At 42.7% G+C, this 17,955-nt stretch carries 14 protein-coding genes; 6 read left to right on the plus strand and 8 right to left on the minus strand.

Annotated elements, in window-relative coordinates; genetic code table 11:
* The coding region (locus ACM0OX_RS31505) for a COR domain-containing protein (protein WP_414518908.1) at positions 1-2,650 on the plus strand (2,650 nt) is incomplete at its 5' end.
* Positions 2,651-2,765: 115 nt separating this feature from the next.
* Positions 2,766-3,059 (plus strand): hypothetical protein, encoded by a 294-nt coding sequence (locus ACM0OX_RS31510; RefSeq protein ID WP_414518909.1) that lies wholly within the window; start codon positions 2,766-2,768, stop codon positions 3,057-3,059.
* Here the strand turns inward: ACM0OX_RS31510 and ACM0OX_RS31515 are convergent.
* The 5 genes from ACM0OX_RS31515 to ACM0OX_RS31535 all read right to left on the minus strand — a co-directional run bounded on the left by ACM0OX_RS31515 (position 3,056) and on the right by ACM0OX_RS31535 (position 7,938).
* A complete protein-coding gene (locus ACM0OX_RS31515) occupies positions 3,056-3,346 on the minus strand; it encodes a transferase hexapeptide repeat containing protein (protein ID WP_414518910.1) in 291 nt (96 codons plus the stop codon). The two genes, ACM0OX_RS31510 and ACM0OX_RS31515, sit on opposite strands and share 4 nt — an antisense overlap.
* Positions 3,343-5,061, minus strand: coding sequence for an NAD+ synthase (locus ACM0OX_RS31520; RefSeq protein ID WP_414518911.1), 1,719 nt, complete (start codon positions 5,059-5,061; stop codon positions 3,343-3,345). Before ACM0OX_RS31520 ends, ACM0OX_RS31515 begins: the two co-directional genes overlap by 4 nt.
* 97 nt (positions 5,062-5,158) lie before the next feature.
* Positions 5,159-5,905, minus strand: coding sequence for an NUDIX hydrolase (locus tag ACM0OX_RS31525; protein ID WP_190895956.1), 747 nt, complete (start codon positions 5,903-5,905; stop codon positions 5,159-5,161).
* Positions 5,866-6,465 carry a nicotinate-nucleotide adenylyltransferase gene (locus tag ACM0OX_RS31530; RefSeq protein WP_414518912.1) on the minus strand — a complete coding sequence of 200 codons (600 nt, stop codon included), beginning with the start codon at positions 6,463-6,465 and terminating at the stop codon, positions 5,866-5,868. Before ACM0OX_RS31530 ends, ACM0OX_RS31525 begins: the two co-directional genes overlap by 40 nt.
* A gap of 57 nt (positions 6,466-6,522) precedes the next feature.
* The gene (locus ACM0OX_RS31535) at positions 6,523-7,938 is read right to left on the minus strand and encodes a nicotinate phosphoribosyltransferase (protein ID WP_414518913.1); all 1,416 of its coding nucleotides are present in this window, start codon (positions 7,936-7,938) and stop codon (positions 6,523-6,525) included.
* A 454-nt stretch (positions 7,939-8,392) separates the two neighbouring features.
* On the opposite strand from ACM0OX_RS31535, the gene ACM0OX_RS31540 reads away from it, so the two are divergent.
* Both ACM0OX_RS31540 and ACM0OX_RS31545 read left to right on the plus strand, forming a co-directional pair.
* Entirely contained in the window at positions 8,393-8,545 is a 153-nt protein-coding gene (locus tag ACM0OX_RS31540; protein ID WP_414518914.1) for a hypothetical protein, read from the plus strand.
* An 833-nt stretch (positions 8,546-9,378) separates the two neighbouring features.
* The gene (locus ACM0OX_RS31545) at positions 9,379-9,705 is read left to right on the plus strand and encodes a hypothetical protein (RefSeq protein ID WP_414518915.1); all 327 of its coding nucleotides are present in this window, start codon (positions 9,379-9,381) and stop codon (positions 9,703-9,705) included.
* A 530-nt stretch (positions 9,706-10,235) separates the two neighbouring features.
* Here the strand turns inward: ACM0OX_RS31545 and ACM0OX_RS31550 are convergent.
* The 3 genes from ACM0OX_RS31550 to treZ all read right to left on the minus strand — a co-directional run bounded on the left by ACM0OX_RS31550 (position 10,236) and on the right by treZ (position 16,803).
* Positions 10,236-11,753, minus strand: coding sequence for a trehalase family glycosidase (locus ACM0OX_RS31550; RefSeq protein ID WP_414518916.1), 1,518 nt, complete (start codon positions 11,751-11,753; stop codon positions 10,236-10,238).
* Positions 11,754-11,849: 96 nt separating this feature from the next.
* Entirely contained in the window at positions 11,850-14,648 is a 2,799-nt protein-coding gene (gene treY / locus ACM0OX_RS31555) for a malto-oligosyltrehalose synthase (protein ID WP_414518917.1), read from the minus strand.
* Between the two features lie 307 nt (positions 14,649-14,955).
* Positions 14,956-16,803, minus strand: a complete 1,848-nt coding sequence (treZ, locus tag ACM0OX_RS31560; protein ID WP_414518919.1) for a malto-oligosyltrehalose trehalohydrolase — start codon at positions 16,801-16,803, stop codon at positions 14,956-14,958.
* A 47-nt stretch (positions 16,804-16,850) separates the two neighbouring features.
* On the opposite strand from treZ, the gene ACM0OX_RS31565 reads away from it, so the two are divergent.
* Positions 16,851-17,006, plus strand: a complete 156-nt coding sequence (locus ACM0OX_RS31565; protein WP_414518918.1) for a hypothetical protein — start codon at positions 16,851-16,853, stop codon at positions 17,004-17,006.
* Positions 17,007-17,630: 624 nt separating this feature from the next.
* On the plus strand, positions 17,631-17,834 hold the full coding sequence (locus tag ACM0OX_RS31570; RefSeq protein ID WP_414518920.1) for a tetratricopeptide repeat protein: 204 nt from the start codon (positions 17,631-17,633) through the stop codon (positions 17,832-17,834).
* The last annotated feature ends 121 nt before the right edge of the window (positions 17,835-17,955 follow it).

A 17,955-nucleotide genomic window follows, 5' to 3' on the forward strand; every position in this document is an offset into this window, starting at 1 on the left:
TCAACTGAGCAGTCTGCCACCGGAAATTGGCCAACTCACCAACCTGCAATCCCTCCACCTCAACAGTAATCAACTGAACAGTCTGCCACCAGAAATTGGCCAATTCACCAAGCTGCAATTCCTCAACCTCAACGGTAATCAACTGAGCAGTCTGCCACCGGAAATTGGCCAACTCACCAAGCTGCGAACTCTCTACCTCAACGGTAATCAACTGAGCAGTCTGCCACCGGAAATTGGCCAACTCACCAAGCTGCAATCCCTCTACCTCGACGGTAATCAACTGAGCAGTCTGCCACCAGAAATTGGCCAACTCACCAAGCTGCAATCCCTCTACCTCCGCAGTCATCACCTGAGCAGTTTACCAAGGGAAATCAGGCAACTGTCAAACCTGAAAAAGCTTGATCTTCGTAGAAATCCAGTCCCCATTCCACCAGAGATTTTGGGACCGAAGAATTTATATGAAGATCCGGGTGATGTGAACGAAATTCTCGATTTCTATTTTCGGGTGCAAAACCCAGCCGAAACAGAATCCTTCTACGAAGCAAAATTCTTGATTGTTGGCGAAGGAGGAGCCGGTAAAACCTCTTTAGCCAAGAAAATTGCAGATGAAAACTATAAACTCCAGCCAAAAGAGAAATCAACCCAAGGCATTGAGGTGATCCGGTGGCACTTTACACAGCCCAATGGCAAAGATTTTCGCGTCAACATCTGGGATTTTGGCGGTCAGGAAATCTACCACCAAACCCATCAGTTTTTCCTCAGCAAGCGTTCTCTCTATGCCTTAGTTGCCGACACTCGCAAAGAAAACACTGATTTTTACTGGTGGCTTAAGGTTGTCGAACTCTTGAGCGACAAAAGTCCAGTTCTCATCATCAAAAACGAAAAACAAGACCGTCAGTGCGAAGTCAATGAACGCCAGTTACGAGGAGAATTCAGCAATCTGGAGAAAATACTGGCAACCAATTTAGAAACTAATCGCGGTTTAGCCGAGATTAAAGACGCGATTCAGCTATACATCAGCAGACTTAACCATGTCGGCATACCTTTACCAAAACTCTGGGTAAGAGTCAGAACCGCTCTAGAGAACAATTCCCGCAATTACATCAGCGTTGAAGAATACTTTACCCTTTGTCGAGTCAATAATTTAACTGACCGTAAAGACATGCTACGCTTGAGTAGCTATTTACACGACCTCGGCGTTTGTCTCCACTTTCAAGACGATTCTACCCTCAAACACTACATCATCCTCAAACCGGAATGGGGAACAACTGCCGTTTACAAAGTTTTGGATAATCAAACTGTCAAGCAAAAGCTAGGTTGTTTTACCAAGGAAAACCTCAAAGATATTTGGCAAGACGGCAAATATACAGATATGCGAGATGAACTCCTGCAATTAATGATGCGGTTTAAGCTTTGCTACGAAATTCCGGGTCGTCGTGACATTTATATTGCGCCTCAATTGCTCTCCATTGAAAAAGCTGATTATACCTGGGACGATCGCAACAATCTAATCCTGCGCTACACCTATGACTTCATGCCAAAAGGCATCCTCTCTCGCTTTATTGTTGAGACGCACCCTTGGATTGAACAGCAAAAACTCGTTTGGAAAAGCGGTGTTATTCTCAACCAAGACCAAACTCGTGCAGAAGTCATTGAAAACTACAATCAACGGGAAATTAAAATTCGTGTAGCCGGAAACCGCAAAAAAGAATTGATGACTGTTGTCACCCATGAACTCGAAAAAATCCATAACTCTTACGAACGTTTGCAATATCAAACTTTAGTTCCTTGTAAATGCGAAACTTGTAAAAATCTGCCCATCCCTTATTCCTATTCTCTGGAAAAACTCAACAAACGTTTGAACGCGGGTCGTTACCAAATTGAGTGCGAAAACAGCTATGAAATGGTAGATGTCCGCAGGTTAATTGATGATGTCATGTTTCAAGCCATTAAACTAGATGAGGAATTTAATCCCCAAGTTGCACAGTTGCAAAGCGAACTGGAGCAAGAGAGAAATGAATCATTGACGCATCGTTTACGAGATAGTGAAGAAGAACAAAAACGTATCATGAATAGTCAATCTGCAATGGAATTCGAGAAGGAAATTTTCATCTCTTATGCTTGGGGCGGAGAAAGTGAGAAATTTGTCAATAAACTAGATGAGACTTTGCAGGCAAAAGGAGTCAAAATCATCCGTGATAAACGCGATTTGGGCTACAAAGGACTGATTAAAGCCTTCATGGAACGTATTGGACGCGGTAAATGTGCGATCGCAGTTATTAGTGACAAGTATTTAAAATCTCCCAATTGTATGTTTGAGCTAGTGCAAATTGCTAAAAATGGAGAGTTTGGCGATCGCATCTTCCCTATTGTTTTACCAGATGCCCAAATTTATGACGCTATTGATAGGCTTAAGTATGTTGAATATTGGGAAAACAAAGTTCAGGAATTGGATGCTGCCTTAAAAAAGGTATCCGCAGCAAACCTAGACGGCTTTCGAGAGGATATCGACCTTTATGCGGAAATTCGCCAATACCTACCACGGCTTGCGAACATTCTCAAAGATATGAACACGCTCACCCCTGATATTCACAGCAAATCAGACTTTGAGGAATTGCTGAATGCGATCGCACACCGTTTAGATGAGTAAAACTAGACTATTAGTGAGGCTTTGAGATAGAGCAATATCTCCAACAGGCTATGTCTACGACCTTTTAACTCGACAACTTGTGTTCTGAGGTGCAAACTTTCAGTTCAAAAGTAGAATGATGAGGGTTAAAGGTGCAACTTTGAGGGTTAAAGGCGCAACTTCGAGGATAAAAGGCGCAACTTCGAGGATAAAAGGTGCAACTTTGAGGATAAAAGGCTTAACTTCGAGGATAAAAGGCTCAACTTCGAGGATAAAAAGCGCAATTTCGAGGATAAAAGGTGCAATTTCGAGGGTTAAAGGCGCAACTTTGAGGATAAAAGGCGCAACTTCGAGGGTTAAAGGTCAAGCGATCGCTCTTTTAACTCGACAACTCATGTTCCAAGGTGCAAGCTTCGAGTTCAGAAGTTAAACGCCAGTCTCTTCTGTAAATATGTCAGCGTGGCGTAATGACCGACCATACTCTAAAGCTTCCAAAAATGCTGGTTCATCAGAGATTGAGCCAATAACCTTTTCTAGCCAATTACTATAGGTAGGCGCATCAATGACTTGATGTTTGATATCTGCAACTGTTTGTTCAAGAATCGCTAAACGTTGTTCAAAATTTGCTTCATCTAACATAATTTTCTTTGAGACTTTAGTTTCAATGGTAATGCTTATCCGCGCCTGGACAACGCGGATGAGCATCTTGTCTATCACAACAAACTAAGGTTAGGTGTAGCTGTAGTTTTAGCCTGGTAAGCTTTTTTAACACCAACCCAGTTACTAGCAATTGGCATTCGCCAACCTGTTCCGAAGGCGCGATCGGTAATTTTTAAACCGGGGGGTGCTTGTCGCCGTTTAAATTCAGCCCGCGCCACCATTTGAATTACTCTGTCTACAATCACCGCATCGTGACCGGCTGCAACAATTTGCGCTGCTGATTGGTGATTGTGAATCAGGCGTTGCAAAATATCGTCCAAAACTTCGTAAGGCGGTAGAGAGTCTTGATCGACTTGGCCTGGTTTGAGTTCGGCGCTGGGTGCTTTAGTCAAAACGTTTTGCGGGATGATTTCATTATTGCGATTTAACCAATGGCAAAGTGAATACACACGGGTTTTAGGAACATCTGCAATCACTGCTAACCCGCCATTCATATCGCCGTAGAGAGTACAGTAACCAACTGCCATTTCTGACTTGTTACCAGTAGATAAAAGCAGATAACCAAATTTATTAGCGATCGCCATTAATAAATTACCGCGAATCCGCGATTGGATATTCTCTTCAGCCAATCCAAACTCAGTACCCGCAAACAAATCGCCTAAAGTGCGATCGAAGCCTTGCATTAACTCGCCAATTGGCAAAAGATTAGTCTTAATCCCCAAATTTTCGGCTAATGCCAAAGCATCACTAATGGAATGCTCCGAACTGTAAGGGGAAGGCATGAGAACACCGAGGACATTTTCTTTACCAAGTGCAGCCGTGGCGATCGCAGCTACTATTGCAGAATCAATCCCACCACTTAAACCCAACACTACTTTAGAAAAGCGACACTTCCGAGCGTAATCTCGCACTCCTAAAACCAAAGCTTGCCAAATTTCTTCATCTTCTGATTGATATGCAGGTTTTACGGAACCTAATTGAAAATCACGTTGGGTTTCATCAAATTCAACAACTACTAAATCTGTATCAAAGCCACAGGCGCGAGACATGATTTCACCTTGACGATTTAAGACAAAACTATGCCCATCAAAAATTAGGTCATCATTTCCCCCAACCTGATTAGTGTAAATCATCGGTTGTTGAAAACGTACTGCACTATGCCTGAGCATGATTTCGCGGAACTGCTGTTTGCCAACTGTGTAGGGCGAAGCAGACAAATTTACAATCAAATCTACACCCAAAATTGCTAAGTCAGCAATCGGATTTACTGTATAACTACGTTTTCCCCAAAATTCTTCATCGTTCCATAAATCTTCGCAAATGGTTACGCCAATATCGATATTATCTAATGTGAAATAATTAGCTTGTAACCCTGGTTCAAAATAGCGACGTTCATCAAATACATCATAAGTAGGCAAAAGTCGTTTGTGAAAAACTTGCTTAACTTGGCCATTTTCTAACAAAGCCATGCTATTAAATAAAGTTTTACCGCCACTAATATGTGCATTGAGGTTCGGTTCAACAGTTCCTACCAACACGGCTAAATTTGGTGGTAAATCTTGAGCCAAGTTTTGTAAAGTGATACCCATCGCTTCCACAAAACTAGGATTTAGTAATAAATCTCTTGGTGGATAGCCACACAAAGAAAGTTCTGGTGTCAACAACAAACGCGCACCGCTAGATGCTGCACGTTGTGCCGCATCTAGAATTTTTTGGGCATTTAAAAGCAAATCACCGATAGTAGGATTAATTTGAGCGATCGCAATCTTCATTTTAGTTAAGAGTTAGGAGTTAGGAGTTAGGAGTTTGAGGTCAAGAGTTAAAATTAATTGCTTCGACTTTGAACCTTAAACTCGACGTAACAGTGCATTAAATAAACACCAAAGGTTTATCTTTTAAGGGAGCAAAAGCTTCCGCGTCAAACTTATACAAACTAGCCGGACGACCAGCACCCCGTGATACCTTAATTCCGGTATCGCATAAAAAACCTAACTTGAGTAGACGCGCTCGAAAATTAGAATAATCGGAAAAATTGTCACCTAAAACTGTGGCGTATAACTGATATAAATCATTCAAGGTGAACATTTCTGGCAAGACTTCAAAAGCCACCGGGCTATACTCTAATTTATTTCGCAATCGCCTGTGTCCATAAGCCAGAATTTCATTATGGTCAAAAGCTAATTGCGGCACTTCTTTTACTGGATACCAAGCGATGCCAGTCATGCGATCAGCAATCAATTCAGCTTCTTCAAATCGCACTAGGGCAAAGTAACTAACTGATAAATAACGCACACCATAACTATCAGTTGCTTCCCGTGGATCGCGATTCGGCCCGCCAAATGTATACAGTTGTTCTAAATAGAGATTGTTGACCTTAATTTTCTCTGCCATAATGCGATAGGCGGCATCTTCTAAAGACTCTCCTGGACGTACCAAAGTACCGGGAAGACTCCAATGATTTAAAAATGGTTCTTGCTGTCGCATTACTAGGAGAACTAACAGCCGATTTTGTGCAGTATCTACAGAAAAAATTACATTATCGACACCAACCTTGAAATCGGCCAAAGGTTGTTGGTTTAGCGGAGTTGGTATCTTTTTTTGAGAACGTCCTGGCATTCGTACAAATGCTCTCGATTAATATAGGCAACTACAGGGGCTGTGAGGGCTTGGGGATCTCTATGTTCGCGGTACGCTGTTGAGGAAACATCTAGACCGGTCAGACTAGCGATCGCAATTTTCCCTCCCAGCTTTTGCACTACCTCTGAACTAGATTCATCTATTGCATATCCGGGTCGCGGTACAATCAGTAGTTGCACTTCCTGTAACAAATCTTCAATGCGATACCAACGTGGTAGCTGACTCAGTAAATCTGAACCAACGATCAACGTCAATTCAGCATCTTCACCCCAAGTAAGCTTGGCTTTTTCAACTGTTTCCAGCGTTCTGAAGCTACTTAATTCTTGTTCCAAAGCAATATTATGCCGTGGCGCGTCTATATCCGCAATCAACAGTCGCAACATTGCCGCCCGATGTTCTAAGGGTGTTTGATGAGACTTAAACGGATTATCCGCCGCCCAAACCGCTACCCAATCATAACGCTCAGACAACCAACTCAGAATTTTTTGATGTCCCGCAGTTGGTGGATCGGCACTAGTTCCAAACAAAGCAACTCTCATAGTAATTCGTAATTCGTAGTTCGTAGTTCGTAATTAAGACATACTGAAAGAGTAATTTTACCTCTGTGTTCTCTGTGCCTCTGCGGTTCGTTTCTTTGTTTCCTCCGTCAACACCTGTAACCCCTCAGAAATTTCCACCTGCACCGAGACAGGATCGTGCAAACGCCGTGTTTCTTGTGGCAAACTCGCAACTGAGACAGCAGTACGCTGACGAATTGTTGTCAACGACTCCAACGGCTGCACTCGTTCACCTTCTTGCACTACCAACTGCAACAAAGGTTCTTCTTGTTGAGGAATTTCACCTAAGAGTCCCAATGTGTCTGCTTTTACCTTACCTCCCGTAAACGAGCGAAAAATCTGCTTGCGCCCTGGATAAGTAACTTTACCACTAGACTGCTTCATCACTGGGATGCCATCAATGTCTACAAGTTTATAAACTCCATTGACAGGCGAACCTGTAACTAGTCGCGTTCCCAATCCGTAACCATCAATTTGCGCCCCAGCAGCTTTTAATCTGGCAATTTCCCACTCATCCAAGTCGCCACTAGCAAAAATTGGCACACCGGGGAGGAGCGATCGCACCTGCTTTGATAAGGTAACTAAATCTCCTGAGTCTAATCTCACTCCTGTTAATTGCATTTCCCCGGAATTTACTTTTTCGGACAAGCGCTGGGCAGCAGCAATGGTATCGTAAGTATCAATCAGCAATGGCGCACCCGGAAAATATCGATGAAATGCACTAAAAGCTTGTTCTTCAGTGCCTTCTATTGCTGACAACGCCATCACCAGAGCGTGTGCCATAGTACCACTTGGCTGTTGTCCCAGTTGTAGCGCTGCTAACACATTGGAGGTGGAATCTAAACCACCTGCCAACGCCGCCCGCGCCGCCCACAAAGACCCTTGGGGACTAAATGCTCGTCTTGTGCCAAATTCTAAAAGTGTTGCTGATTCCCCCGCTACATCCCGCAACCGGGCTGCTTTTGTGGCAATCAAAGTCTGGTAATTAATCGTATTCAGCAGGTAAGTTTCTACTAGTTGGGCTTGCCAAAGGGGTGCTTCCACCCGCAACAGTGGTTGATTGGCAAACACAGCCGTCCCTTCGGGTACTGCCCAAACATCACCCGTAAACTTTCCCTCAGCTAAAAGTGACCAAAAGCGATCGCCTGCGTGAGCAAAAATTCCCGTTGCCTGTAATGCCACAATTTGCGCGGAACTAAAGCGGATTTTGGCTAAATATTCCAATGCCTGCGTCAGCCCCATTGCAATTAAATAACCAAAACCCTCTGGCAACCGTCTGACAGACAATTCAAAGCTTGCCCGTCGTTGTTCTATACCTTCGCCTGTGTAACAAGCTGCCATCGTCAACTGGTAAAGGTCGGTCAGCAAGCTGTAGTCATCAGCAGAAAGGTTTAGTTCCTGGTTCTGCTGGCTTTGCTGTTTATATACATAGTCCAAATCTGGCAAAGTTGTCATGCAAGAGCTTCCTTACAAGATGCTTCTTTTATTTATGGTAATATTTACCATAAATAATGTCAACTCCCTGCAAGTATATTGTCTGAGATTGCCAGATAACAGTAGATTTATCGGTAGCTTAATACTAACTTCATCAAATACTTAATATTCTTTAATAGTGATAGCGCGCAATAATGTTAATAGAGTGGGTGGCTAATGAAGGAAAAGAATATCCTGTCAGAGAAAGTTTGTTTTGCTTCGCTCTTTTCCGAAAGGAGTTGAAAGAAACAACTATGTTACAATTAGAATCGAAGAGAAAAGCTTGACTTTTTGAAAAGCTAAAGTATTGCAAAGTTATCTGAATAAACATTGCATATATTCTCAATATATTGAGAATATGAGCAAGGCTTGAGTATTAGGATTAGAGTATAAGCATCACCATTAAAGCGACTCAAAAAGAAGGAGTCCAAATATTATGGATATTTCCAAAATCATTGCGAACATAACCCAGTATATTTCTGAAGCTGCAATGCGGATTTTCGGCCCTAATGATGATGCTTATCCTGCTACAGGCGTACAACCTTTTACAGGTGAACCTTACGATAAGCATAAAGATGATAATAATTAGTCTGCTGATAGGAGCGGGCAAGCTGCCCGCACTACCCGGATTTGAAAAGGGACTATTTTGAAAACCATAGTTTTTAAAAGTAGTGGGAGCATCTTGCTCCCATATTGTAGTAGTTAGCAAAATGCCCGCACTACTTATTTATCGGTGTTTTATATCTCTGAAAAGATAAAAATAAGATACTGACCTTCAATCTTTTTCAAAGCCGGAGAAACAAGGTTTTAAATATTCTCTATTCATAGTAAAAAAGAGTGTTATATAGCAATCCTCTTTGATTAGTAAAAATTGCAAGACTCAGATCCTCGACTTCTTATAAAAGTCGGGGATCTCGTTGGTTACTAATGATTAAGTAAGACTATAGTTAAAATTAAAAATATAATTTTTATTAACTTGACTTATCAGCAACAAAATATTAATATAATCTGGTTATGAATTTCAGAAGATATTTGAAAAGTCTAATTTATTGTTCGCCTGGGCGATTAAAAATCGCGGCTACACGAGACTTTACCTGCCTTCGCAGGTTAACAAACTCTTGATTTTGCATTAGTCCACGATGGTGGAGGAATGTTGTGTAGTAGCAAATTAGATTCGCCCAATACTTTTAAAACATCCTCTGATGATATTTACTTGTTTTTTATCGGCATTTTGATCTGAAAAAGTAAATTTTCTAGCAACTCTCTCAGGCTAGTTTAGTAGTCTAGGAGGATGTATTTTTTACTTTTCAGATATGCTTTCATTTAGCTTGATTTAGTTAACTCAAACTACTTTAGGTCTAAGTTAGACATTTGTTTTGTCAATTCTCGACATTTAATCATATAGCAAAGAAATAAAAATTTATGAAAGCGAAACTTTTCAAGTATTTGGGTTTGCCTTGTGCTTTAGTTATGCTGGGTAATACACCATCTCTGGCTGACACTGCATCTGGTACAATTAGGGAATATCATCTAAATAGTCAGGTAGCAGGAAGGGGTGTATGTCTTCAAATGAATCCTACATTACCAACTGTTGGTGGTTGGGTATGTTTGTGGAAAGATAATCCTTTGTACCAAGAAATTACTGATATACTTCGTGAAGGCTATTCGTCAAGAAAAACCTGTGCGGTTACTTGGACTACTTATCGGGGAGGTTATGCTGCCATTGATTGGGTAAGCTGCTATAATTGAGCGTTTCTACAGTTAAACTAAATACAGGCTTTGAGCATTTCAATGGCTGATTAACATCTGTCAAGATAAAATTAATGACGTTAATAGTTATTTAGGTTAGTACCACAAGGCGGATTTAAAAATTAAAAATGAATCCAGCATAAGGGTTTCGTTGATTTAGAATGATTGGTTTATTTCCGCCGTGTTGTACTAGTAGTTTGCCAAAAAAACGATTGGGGGGAAAAGTGTTTTATCTTTTCCCCTTTAACATTTCACCAGCCCAATATAGCAATTCTATTTGATTTACTTTCCGCCGAAAAACTCAGATCCCCGACTTCTTCAAGAAGTTGGGGATATTTTTGTTCTTTGTTCGTAACTCATTTAAGATTGCTATATACTATTTCACTCAATGACAGATCGCCCAGCCGTAAAGATTTTTTGTGCAGTTAGTTGCAAGTTGGGAAAGATTGAGGAAATAAGTTGATTGACTGAAATGCTCATTTAAAAAGTGAGTCAGATCAGGGCGTGAGAAAAAATCTCATGCCTTTTTTTTAAACTTTTTTCCCACCGCCTGCTAGGAGTTCTAGAATGACTCCATTTGTCCAGCCGAAGCCAACTTCGTTAGAACTATATCCAAAGGAGATTTCGTCGGAAACGTTGGCAGAACAGCGTTCAACATCATATTTCTCAACGAGGGTATTGTGACGCTCGAATTCTTTAACTACCATAGCGAGAAATTTGTTGGCAATGCGATCGCCTTCTGTATGAAACCCATAACGGTGAAGTCCCTGGACAGCAATGAACGTCAATGGTGCCCAACCGAAGGGAGCATCCCACTGGTTTCCGGTGATATGAGTACTGGTAAGAATTCCGCCTGGGGCTTCAAACACAGAGAGATTTTCTACGACGCGCTGGGCTTGGGCTTGAGAAGAAATTCCTAGCCATAGGGGATAGAATGTGGTGGCAAACTCGTAGCAACGGCGTTTTCCACTCTGGAAGTGATAGTCGCAATAGAGTCCTCGTTCTTCATTCCAGAGAAATTGATCGATCCGATCGCGCCGATATCCGCCGCGATCGCGCCATTGTTTTTCCAGTTGTTCGTTCCCCAAAATAGCGTTAATGTGCGCCAAGTCTTGTTCTACCTGATATAGCAAGCTGTTGAGGCACACAGGAGCATAGTGGAGGATATCAGCACTGAAGGGGCCAAATCGGTTGGTGATATCAAAACCGGACTCGCGCATGGTGCGATCGGCCTTGTAAAATAGGTGGGTCAGTTTGTCATTTTCGCGATCGTAGTAAAGATTAACGTCATAATCGTCAATCTCAAAGGTTTGGTAATATTCCTTGACGCGATCGTAGTGGCTTTTTCCCTCCTCATCCCGCTCGGAGAACACGACTTCTGGCGCGGGGCCTTCGCCAAAGGCATAAAATCTGGATAAGCCGGTTCCGGGATTCAAATGGGGCGGTACTACCCAGTAATAATAAAATTGCTCTAACAGCGGTACGGTTGCCTTCAACCACTCCTCATCTTGGGTGTGCTGGAATAACGCCAAAACCATCATACTAAGAACAGGAGGCTGCGATCGCGACAGCATATAAGTCCGGTTGGCGTTGAGGATAGTGCCGTAATGTTGCACTTGGTAGAGCAATTGATCGACTTGACTTTGTGCTAGCTCCAATTCTCCATCGTGCAAAAGTCCTAGTAATATAAAGTAGCTGTCCCAGCCATACATTTCGTTGAAGCGACCACCTGGTACGACATAAGGCCCTGGTAGGTATAGTAAGCCATGCTGTTTAATCGCTTCTACTTCTGATGGCAAAGTGCGAATTTCTAGCTGTTGCATATCTTTGGAAGATAGCGATCGCTCTAACACAGTCTGGATATTGGGACAATCTTCTAAGGGGGAAATGTAGACGATCCAGGGAGTACCTGGTTTGTGGTCTAGCTTGGTATCCTTTGCGGATTGTAATAAGTGTTCGTGCGATCGCGTTAAGGTTTTCCACGTTTTTTTGATGTGGAGGCGCACAGCTTCTATCTGCGCAGTGGTCAGTGTTGGGGGAGTGGTCATATTTAGAATTTTTTAAACGCAAAGGAACGCGAAGGGAAGCGCAGAGGAACGCTGAGGTTTTACAGGGTTCTCTCTGCGTAGGATTGATTTATGTTTTTACTCGGCGGTGCTAATTAAGAGGGCAACTGGGAAGTGGGTGAGGGCTGTTGCGATCGATAGGGTTTCTGTGGTGTGTAAGGGCTGCTGAGTTAGGATGTTTTTCCAGGTGGGGGAAGTTCCGGGGGGTAGTTGCAGGTGCGTATCTTGCCAAACTGACTCGCCCAAGGGATTGTCTCCTGGCTGGATGAGGCTGGTTAAAAAGCGGGGCGCGATCGCGATCGCTGTTTGATTCCCCTCCCGTCGTGCAAAGGCGATAATATGATTGGCGTAGGTTCCCTGAACTTCTAACGGTAAATAATCGCCGTCCTGGAATAATGAGACATAGTTTGTTCTGGCTTGGAGTAATTGAGCCGTTAAAAACAGTTTGATTCTACCGTCTGTTTTGTCGTTTAGTAACTCCTGAATTAATCCGAGTATGTCCGTTTTTACCTGTTCGCGGATGGCGCTTAAGTAAGTACGTCGCTGTTCAAAATCCACGGGACGGCGATTATCTGGATCGACTAAACTCAGTTCCCAAAGTTCCGTTCCCTGGTATAAATCGGGTACGCCGGGTGCGGTAATCTTTAGTAAAGTTTGGGAAAGAGAATTGAAGATACCATAGTCGGCAATTCGCTGTTGAAATGGACGAAAAGCTTCTAGAAATTCCCCGGATATAGCAGGATCGAGTACTTTCTCAATAAAGGAGGTACAAGCTTCTTCATACTCGCTATCAGGTCGTAACCAGGCTGTATGCACCTTCGCCTCTCGTATTGCCTTTATTATATAATCCTTCACTCGTTCCACGAAGGATGCATGTTCGTGTTCGGCAAAAGGAAACGCCCCTACTAGGGTTTGATAGAGAAAATACTCATCGTTGCGATCGGGTATAGCGAAGCCCTGGCGATGGCTACGATGTCCGCGATTAATGGCGCTCCAAGTATTTACCTGCTGATCCCACTCATCGGGGATTTCTGAAAGGACATTCAATCTGGCCCGCACATCTTCGCCGCGTTTGGTGTCGTGGGTAGCGGTGGTGTTCATTGTGTGAGGCCAGGTTTCTTGGTGCTGTTTGTTAAATGCATGAAATTTGGTTACATCAATCCCAAAATGACCTGGATTACCCCCGACTTCATTCAGCGACAGCAACCGATTGTAGACATATAATGTCGTGTCTTCTACGCCTTTTGCCATTAGCGGGCCGCTGTATTGCTGCATTCGCAAAACAAAATATATCCACTGTTCGCGTTCTGTTTGAGTCAGAGAATCATCAAACTCTAGGAGCATTAACTTTTCAATAAAAGTCAGTTCGTGCTGCAACAGGGGCGTTTGTTCTTTGGCTTGGCTAATTACTTCTTGAATGGTAGCGCGATCGCTATCTCCAATTCCATCGGGCGTAATGTAGGTACGGTAAATCGGGAACAGTGTCAAAACTTCAGCGATCGCTCTTTTTAATCCATTCAGCGTAAAATCATTGCCATAGCGATATTTGCTGGAGATATTTTTTAATAAAAGAGCCAAACTGTCAATATCACCTGCTAAATTCTTTTCTAGGATCAGGTGCTTTTTATCCTTCACTATTGATGCATAATCTACTCTGGAACCGATAAAGTTTTGGTATATTTTATCGAACTGTGATTGATTTTCTGTTTGACAAAATACGCCATTTACATAATTGAGAAAGTCATATCCAGATGTTCCTTCAATTCCCCAATTTTCTGGTAGTTGTTCGGTAAGTTCTAAAATCTTCTCAACAGTGATATAAACATCACCCATTTTTTCCCGCAGCCTTTCGAGATACTGGATTGGGTTATAAAGTCCATCAATATGATCGATGCGTAAACCTGTAAACTTGCCTTCCTCAACCAGCTTTTGAATTAGGCTATGAGTATTATTAAAAACCCGTACTTCTTCAACTTTCACAGAAATCAGTTCGTTAACAGTAAAGAAACGGCGGTAGTTCATTTCCTCTGCGCCAACCTTCCAGAAAGCGAGACGGTAAAACTGGTCTTTTAGTAATTCATCTAGAAGGTTAAAGCTTTCGGAATTACCGGGTTCTCCGTTGAAAGTTTCGATATTTTCGTCAATGAACTCGCGGATGGCATCGTTTGTGGTGTAGAGTTCCCAAACTAATCCTTTGATAAATGCAATCTGGTCTTGTCGCTGTTTTCCCGCAACTTCTGAGGGTACACTTTTGAGAATGTAGAGAATCCCCAAAAGCTTAATAAAATCGGGGTGATTGCGTCCGAGTGTGCGGGTGAGTTTCCCTAAATTATGGGTAATAAATTTTGTGTAAGATTCTAAACGGAGTGGCAATTTCAAGCTGTAATAGTTGACAGTTAAACCGTTCTGTTCGTATTGCAGTTGAATGTGTCCATTTTCCAGAGATACACCATAGAAATCTCCCAATAGTGGCGCGAGAATTCGCTCTTGGCGATCGCCAAAGGGAGCATTCCAAGAAATGTCGAAGTAGTCGGTATAACTGGAATCTGGGCCGTGTTCCAATATGTCCATCAAGTAATCGTTTTCGCTACTATAGGCCATGTGGTTGGGCACAATATCTTGTAACCAGCCCATACCAAGGGATTGGATTTCATCAACTAATGCATCAAAAGATTCATTAGTTCCCAATTCTGGATTGAGTTGAGTGGCATCTACTATATCGTAGCCATGTGTACTCCCGGATCGTGCCTTGAAAATGGGGGAGGCATATAAATCAGAAATACCCAAATCTGCTAGATAAGCTGCGATCGCTTTAGCGTTGTCAAAGCCAAACTGAGGTGTAAACTGAATTCGATAAGTGGCGGTAGGAATTCGCATATTTTTTTTGAGTAGGGAGTAAGGGGGATGAGGAAGATGAGGTTTTGAGCTTGAACATTGAAGCTTTGAGAGTATGTTTGAAAAGTCCTCTTCTCGTTAGTGAAAAGTTCTAGATCCCCCTAAATCCCCCTTAAAAAGGGGGACTTTGATTCCGGTTCCCCCCTTTTTAAGGGGGGTTAGGGGGGATCAATAAGTGCTTAACATCACAGCCAACCATTTTTCAAACAACCTTTTAGCTCGAACCTTAAGCCTTTTAGCTCAAACATTGAGGTTATGAAGCTGAAACTTTAAGTTCTAACTCTCTCCCTCATCCTTTTTCATAGAGTACTAGACTAGTTGGTTGCAATTTCACTTCTTGTCCCACAGACAGATGTTCAGCAGCTTCAGAACCATGCCCAGACCATGAGGTATCAGCAGAGTCCAACAATTTATTAGCATTATGCTCAAACGGCAAAGTTACTGTCACTGGCGACGAATTGAAATTCATCACAAATATTATTTCACTCGATTCGCACCAACGCCGCACGATAACCACTTCCTTCTTTTCATCGCTAGTCGCTTCGATGAAATTGCGGTCTTGGTTGAGAAGGGCTGGATGTGTCTTGCGTAAATTAATTAACTGACGATACCAATCCCAGAGAACTTTGTGCTTTCCTTGATTGCGTAATTCCCAATTAAGTTTAGACTTGAGAAAAGTTTCTGCCGATTCTGGATCTGGGGGATCGTCTGCATAGTGAAATGCTTCAAATTCTTGTTTGCGTCCGGCTCGAACTGCTTGAATCAAATCGGGATCGGAGTGACTGACAAAGTAAATGAAGGGTGCAGTTTCGCCGTATTCTTCTCCCATAAATAACAAGGGTAAGTTGGGCGATAGCAGCACAGCGCCAGCAGCTAACTTTAATCCTTCAAAAGAGATCCGCTGGGTGAGGCGTTCTCCTTTCATTTGATTGCCGATTTGATCGTGATTCTGAATGCAGACTGTAAACTGTGATAAAGGGCGATCGCGGCAAGATACGCCATGAAATCGTTTGCGATGTGGTGCGTACTTCCAATCGTAGACAAAAGTATCGCTATAAGCTTTTGCTAAATCAGCACATTTCCCAAAATCTTGATAATATCCTTGGCGATCGCCTGTCAACAGTGTATGCAATGCGTGGTGAAAATCATCACTCCACTGAGAATCAAGACCATATCCACCCAATTCTACCGGACGAATTATTTGCGGATTATTCATATCGCTTTCAGCAATTAGATGGCGTTTCCATTTTTGCCCTTGTTGTGAGAAATGATGAACTGCTTCCGCCAGTTCCCACAGAAAATGCTTCGCCCCCAAGTCATAAATTGCTTGAATGGCATCCAACCGCAATGCATCTATATGGAATTCGCCCAACCAGTAAAGCGCATTTTCGATAAAATAATTTCGCACACCCTGACTATGGGCATCATCGAAATTCAGCGCTTCGCCCCACGGCGTTTTATAGGTTTTAGTAAAGTAGGGCGCGAACTGACTCATATAGTTGCCTTCTGGCCCAAAGTGGTTGTACACCACATCCAGCACAACAGCGATATTATTTTGATGGCAAGCATTTACCAGTTGCTTGAGTTCGGCTGGACTACCGTAGGAATTTTGGACAGCATAAGGATAAACGCCATCATAGCCCCAGTTGCGATATGCCAGAGTTGCCTCAACATGAGTGTCTCCCGGAAACTGGGAGATGGGCATGATTTCAATGGCGTTAATTCCCAGTTCCCGCAGTTCTGGTAAACGGGGAATTATGGCAGTGAAAGTTCCTTCCGGCGTGAATGTCCCAACGTGTACTTCATAGAAAATCATCGACTCTACAGGAATACCCGCCCATCCTTCATCAGTCCATTCAAAAGAAGGATCGACAATTTGCGATGGCCCATGTACCCCTTCCGGTTGATACTGCGATGCCGGATCGGCAAAATTGTCTTGGCCATTCAAGACATACCGATAAAGCGTACCCGGATACACATCGTTGACTTTCGTGTGCCAGTATCCCTCAGATTGAGGCTTGAGGGGAATTAACTGCTGTTCTGGCGTCAAAATTTGTACCGTGACGCTATCTAATAGCGGAGACCAAACTGTAAATTCACACTCTCCGTTACCCAAGTAGTTAGCACCTATTTTCACGCAGTATCCTCCCGTCAGTTCAGTTTGTTGTGCCAAATTGTGGCGCGATGGCGTACCCGCCCTTTCTGGTGGCGATCGCAAATGTCATTGATTGCACAATGTTTACAAACACGCCAGATAGCATAATGGTTGGTCTAGCAGACTTTTTGCTAGCATCTGGAGGCGGATTTTTTAATAAAATAATTCTGTCTAATGACAAATAAAGAGACAGGGCAATACAGTTTGGTTAAGGTTTTTTGATGAAAATTCTAGATCGCAAAATTGAATTGAGTCCCGACAGGTTAAGACGGGTACTCAAAAAAAGGGGGTCATTTGGAAACGAGCTTTGAATTTGTCACAAAGGGAAACAAGACCCAAAAACCAGAGAAATCAAGCAAGCAGACCTAGATATGTTAGAACCATCTGCTGCTACTGGAGAAATAGACTTGAAATATTTAGATGAATCAGGCTTCTGCATGTGGAGTGAGCCAAGTTACACTTATTACCAGCGAGGTGAGCAAAAATCCTTAGAACAAACTAGGACTTACGCAAAAACTCTCTCAAACTCTCTTCCTCCGTGACCTCTGCGTCCTCTGTGGTTCGTTTTTCCTTACCTTTGCGTAAGTCCTACAAACAAAGCGTCGTGGTCGTAGATTAAGCATTATAGGACTTCTTCAACCACTGTAAGCAAAATTAACCATTTTTTGGGAATTTTGTAATTGAGCATGGGGCGTTGTACTATTTTTCATTCTTAGTTTCAATATCTCAGCTAAGTGCGTAAGTCCTAAATATCTATGAAAATCGTGATTTTAGAGAGTCACTAAATCGCAAATTTTTGCTCAAGGGCGATCGCGGCTTATAAAGAAACAATTCGCCTCAATCCAACTTTTGCCGAAGCATACGGAAACTTAGGTAACGCTCTAGTGCTATCTGGGCAAAAGGCGGAGGGTTTAGCTTATATGCGGCGCTGCCGAGATTTATTCGAGCAGCAAGGACGCAAGTACGATCTCCGTAAAGCTGAAGAGTTGATAAAACAACTCGAACAAAAATAGTATCAAAATTTTACAACTCAAAACCAGCAGTTGACTCAATAGACCTCTTGCAAAAGTCTCTAACACCCCACCCCCAACCCCTCCCCGCAAGCGGCTATCCATTACCCGCATCTTTCTTAAC

Origin of the sequence: Nostoc sp. PCC 9305, assembly GCF_963920915.1 — a bacterium.
In the GTDB taxonomy this organism is placed as follows: domain Bacteria; phylum Cyanobacteriota; class Cyanobacteriia; order Cyanobacteriales; family Nostocaceae; genus Nostoc.

Bases quoted from the DNA above. Each gene is read 5' to 3' on its own strand.
- ACM0OX_RS31510 (WP_414518909.1), top strand. From the start codon at position 2,766: ATGATGAGGGTTAAAGGTGCAACTTTGAGGGTTAAAGGCGCAACTTCG.
- ACM0OX_RS31520 (WP_414518911.1), bottom strand. From the start codon at position 5,061: ATGAAGATTGCGATCGCTCAAATTAATCCTACTATCGGTGATTTGCTT.
- ACM0OX_RS31525 (WP_190895956.1), bottom strand. From the start codon at position 5,905: ATGCCAGGACGTTCTCAAAAAAAGATACCAACTCCGCTAAACCAACAA.
- ACM0OX_RS31530 (WP_414518912.1), bottom strand. From the start codon at position 6,465: ATGAGAGTTGCTTTGTTTGGAACTAGTGCCGATCCACCAACTGCGGGA.
- ACM0OX_RS31535 (WP_414518913.1), bottom strand. From the start codon at position 7,938: ATGACAACTTTGCCAGATTTGGACTATGTATATAAACAGCAAAGCCAG.
- ACM0OX_RS31540 (WP_414518914.1), top strand. From the start codon at position 8,393: ATGGATATTTCCAAAATCATTGCGAACATAACCCAGTATATTTCTGAA.
- ACM0OX_RS31545 (WP_414518915.1), top strand. From the start codon at position 9,379: ATGAAAGCGAAACTTTTCAAGTATTTGGGTTTGCCTTGTGCTTTAGTT.
- ACM0OX_RS31550 (WP_414518916.1), bottom strand. From the start codon at position 11,753: ATGACCACTCCCCCAACACTGACCACTGCGCAGATAGAAGCTGTGCGC.
- treY (WP_414518917.1), bottom strand. From the start codon at position 14,648: ATGCGAATTCCTACCGCCACTTATCGAATTCAGTTTACACCTCAGTTT.
- ACM0OX_RS31565 (WP_414518918.1), top strand. From the start codon at position 16,851: ATGGCGTACCCGCCCTTTCTGGTGGCGATCGCAAATGTCATTGATTGC.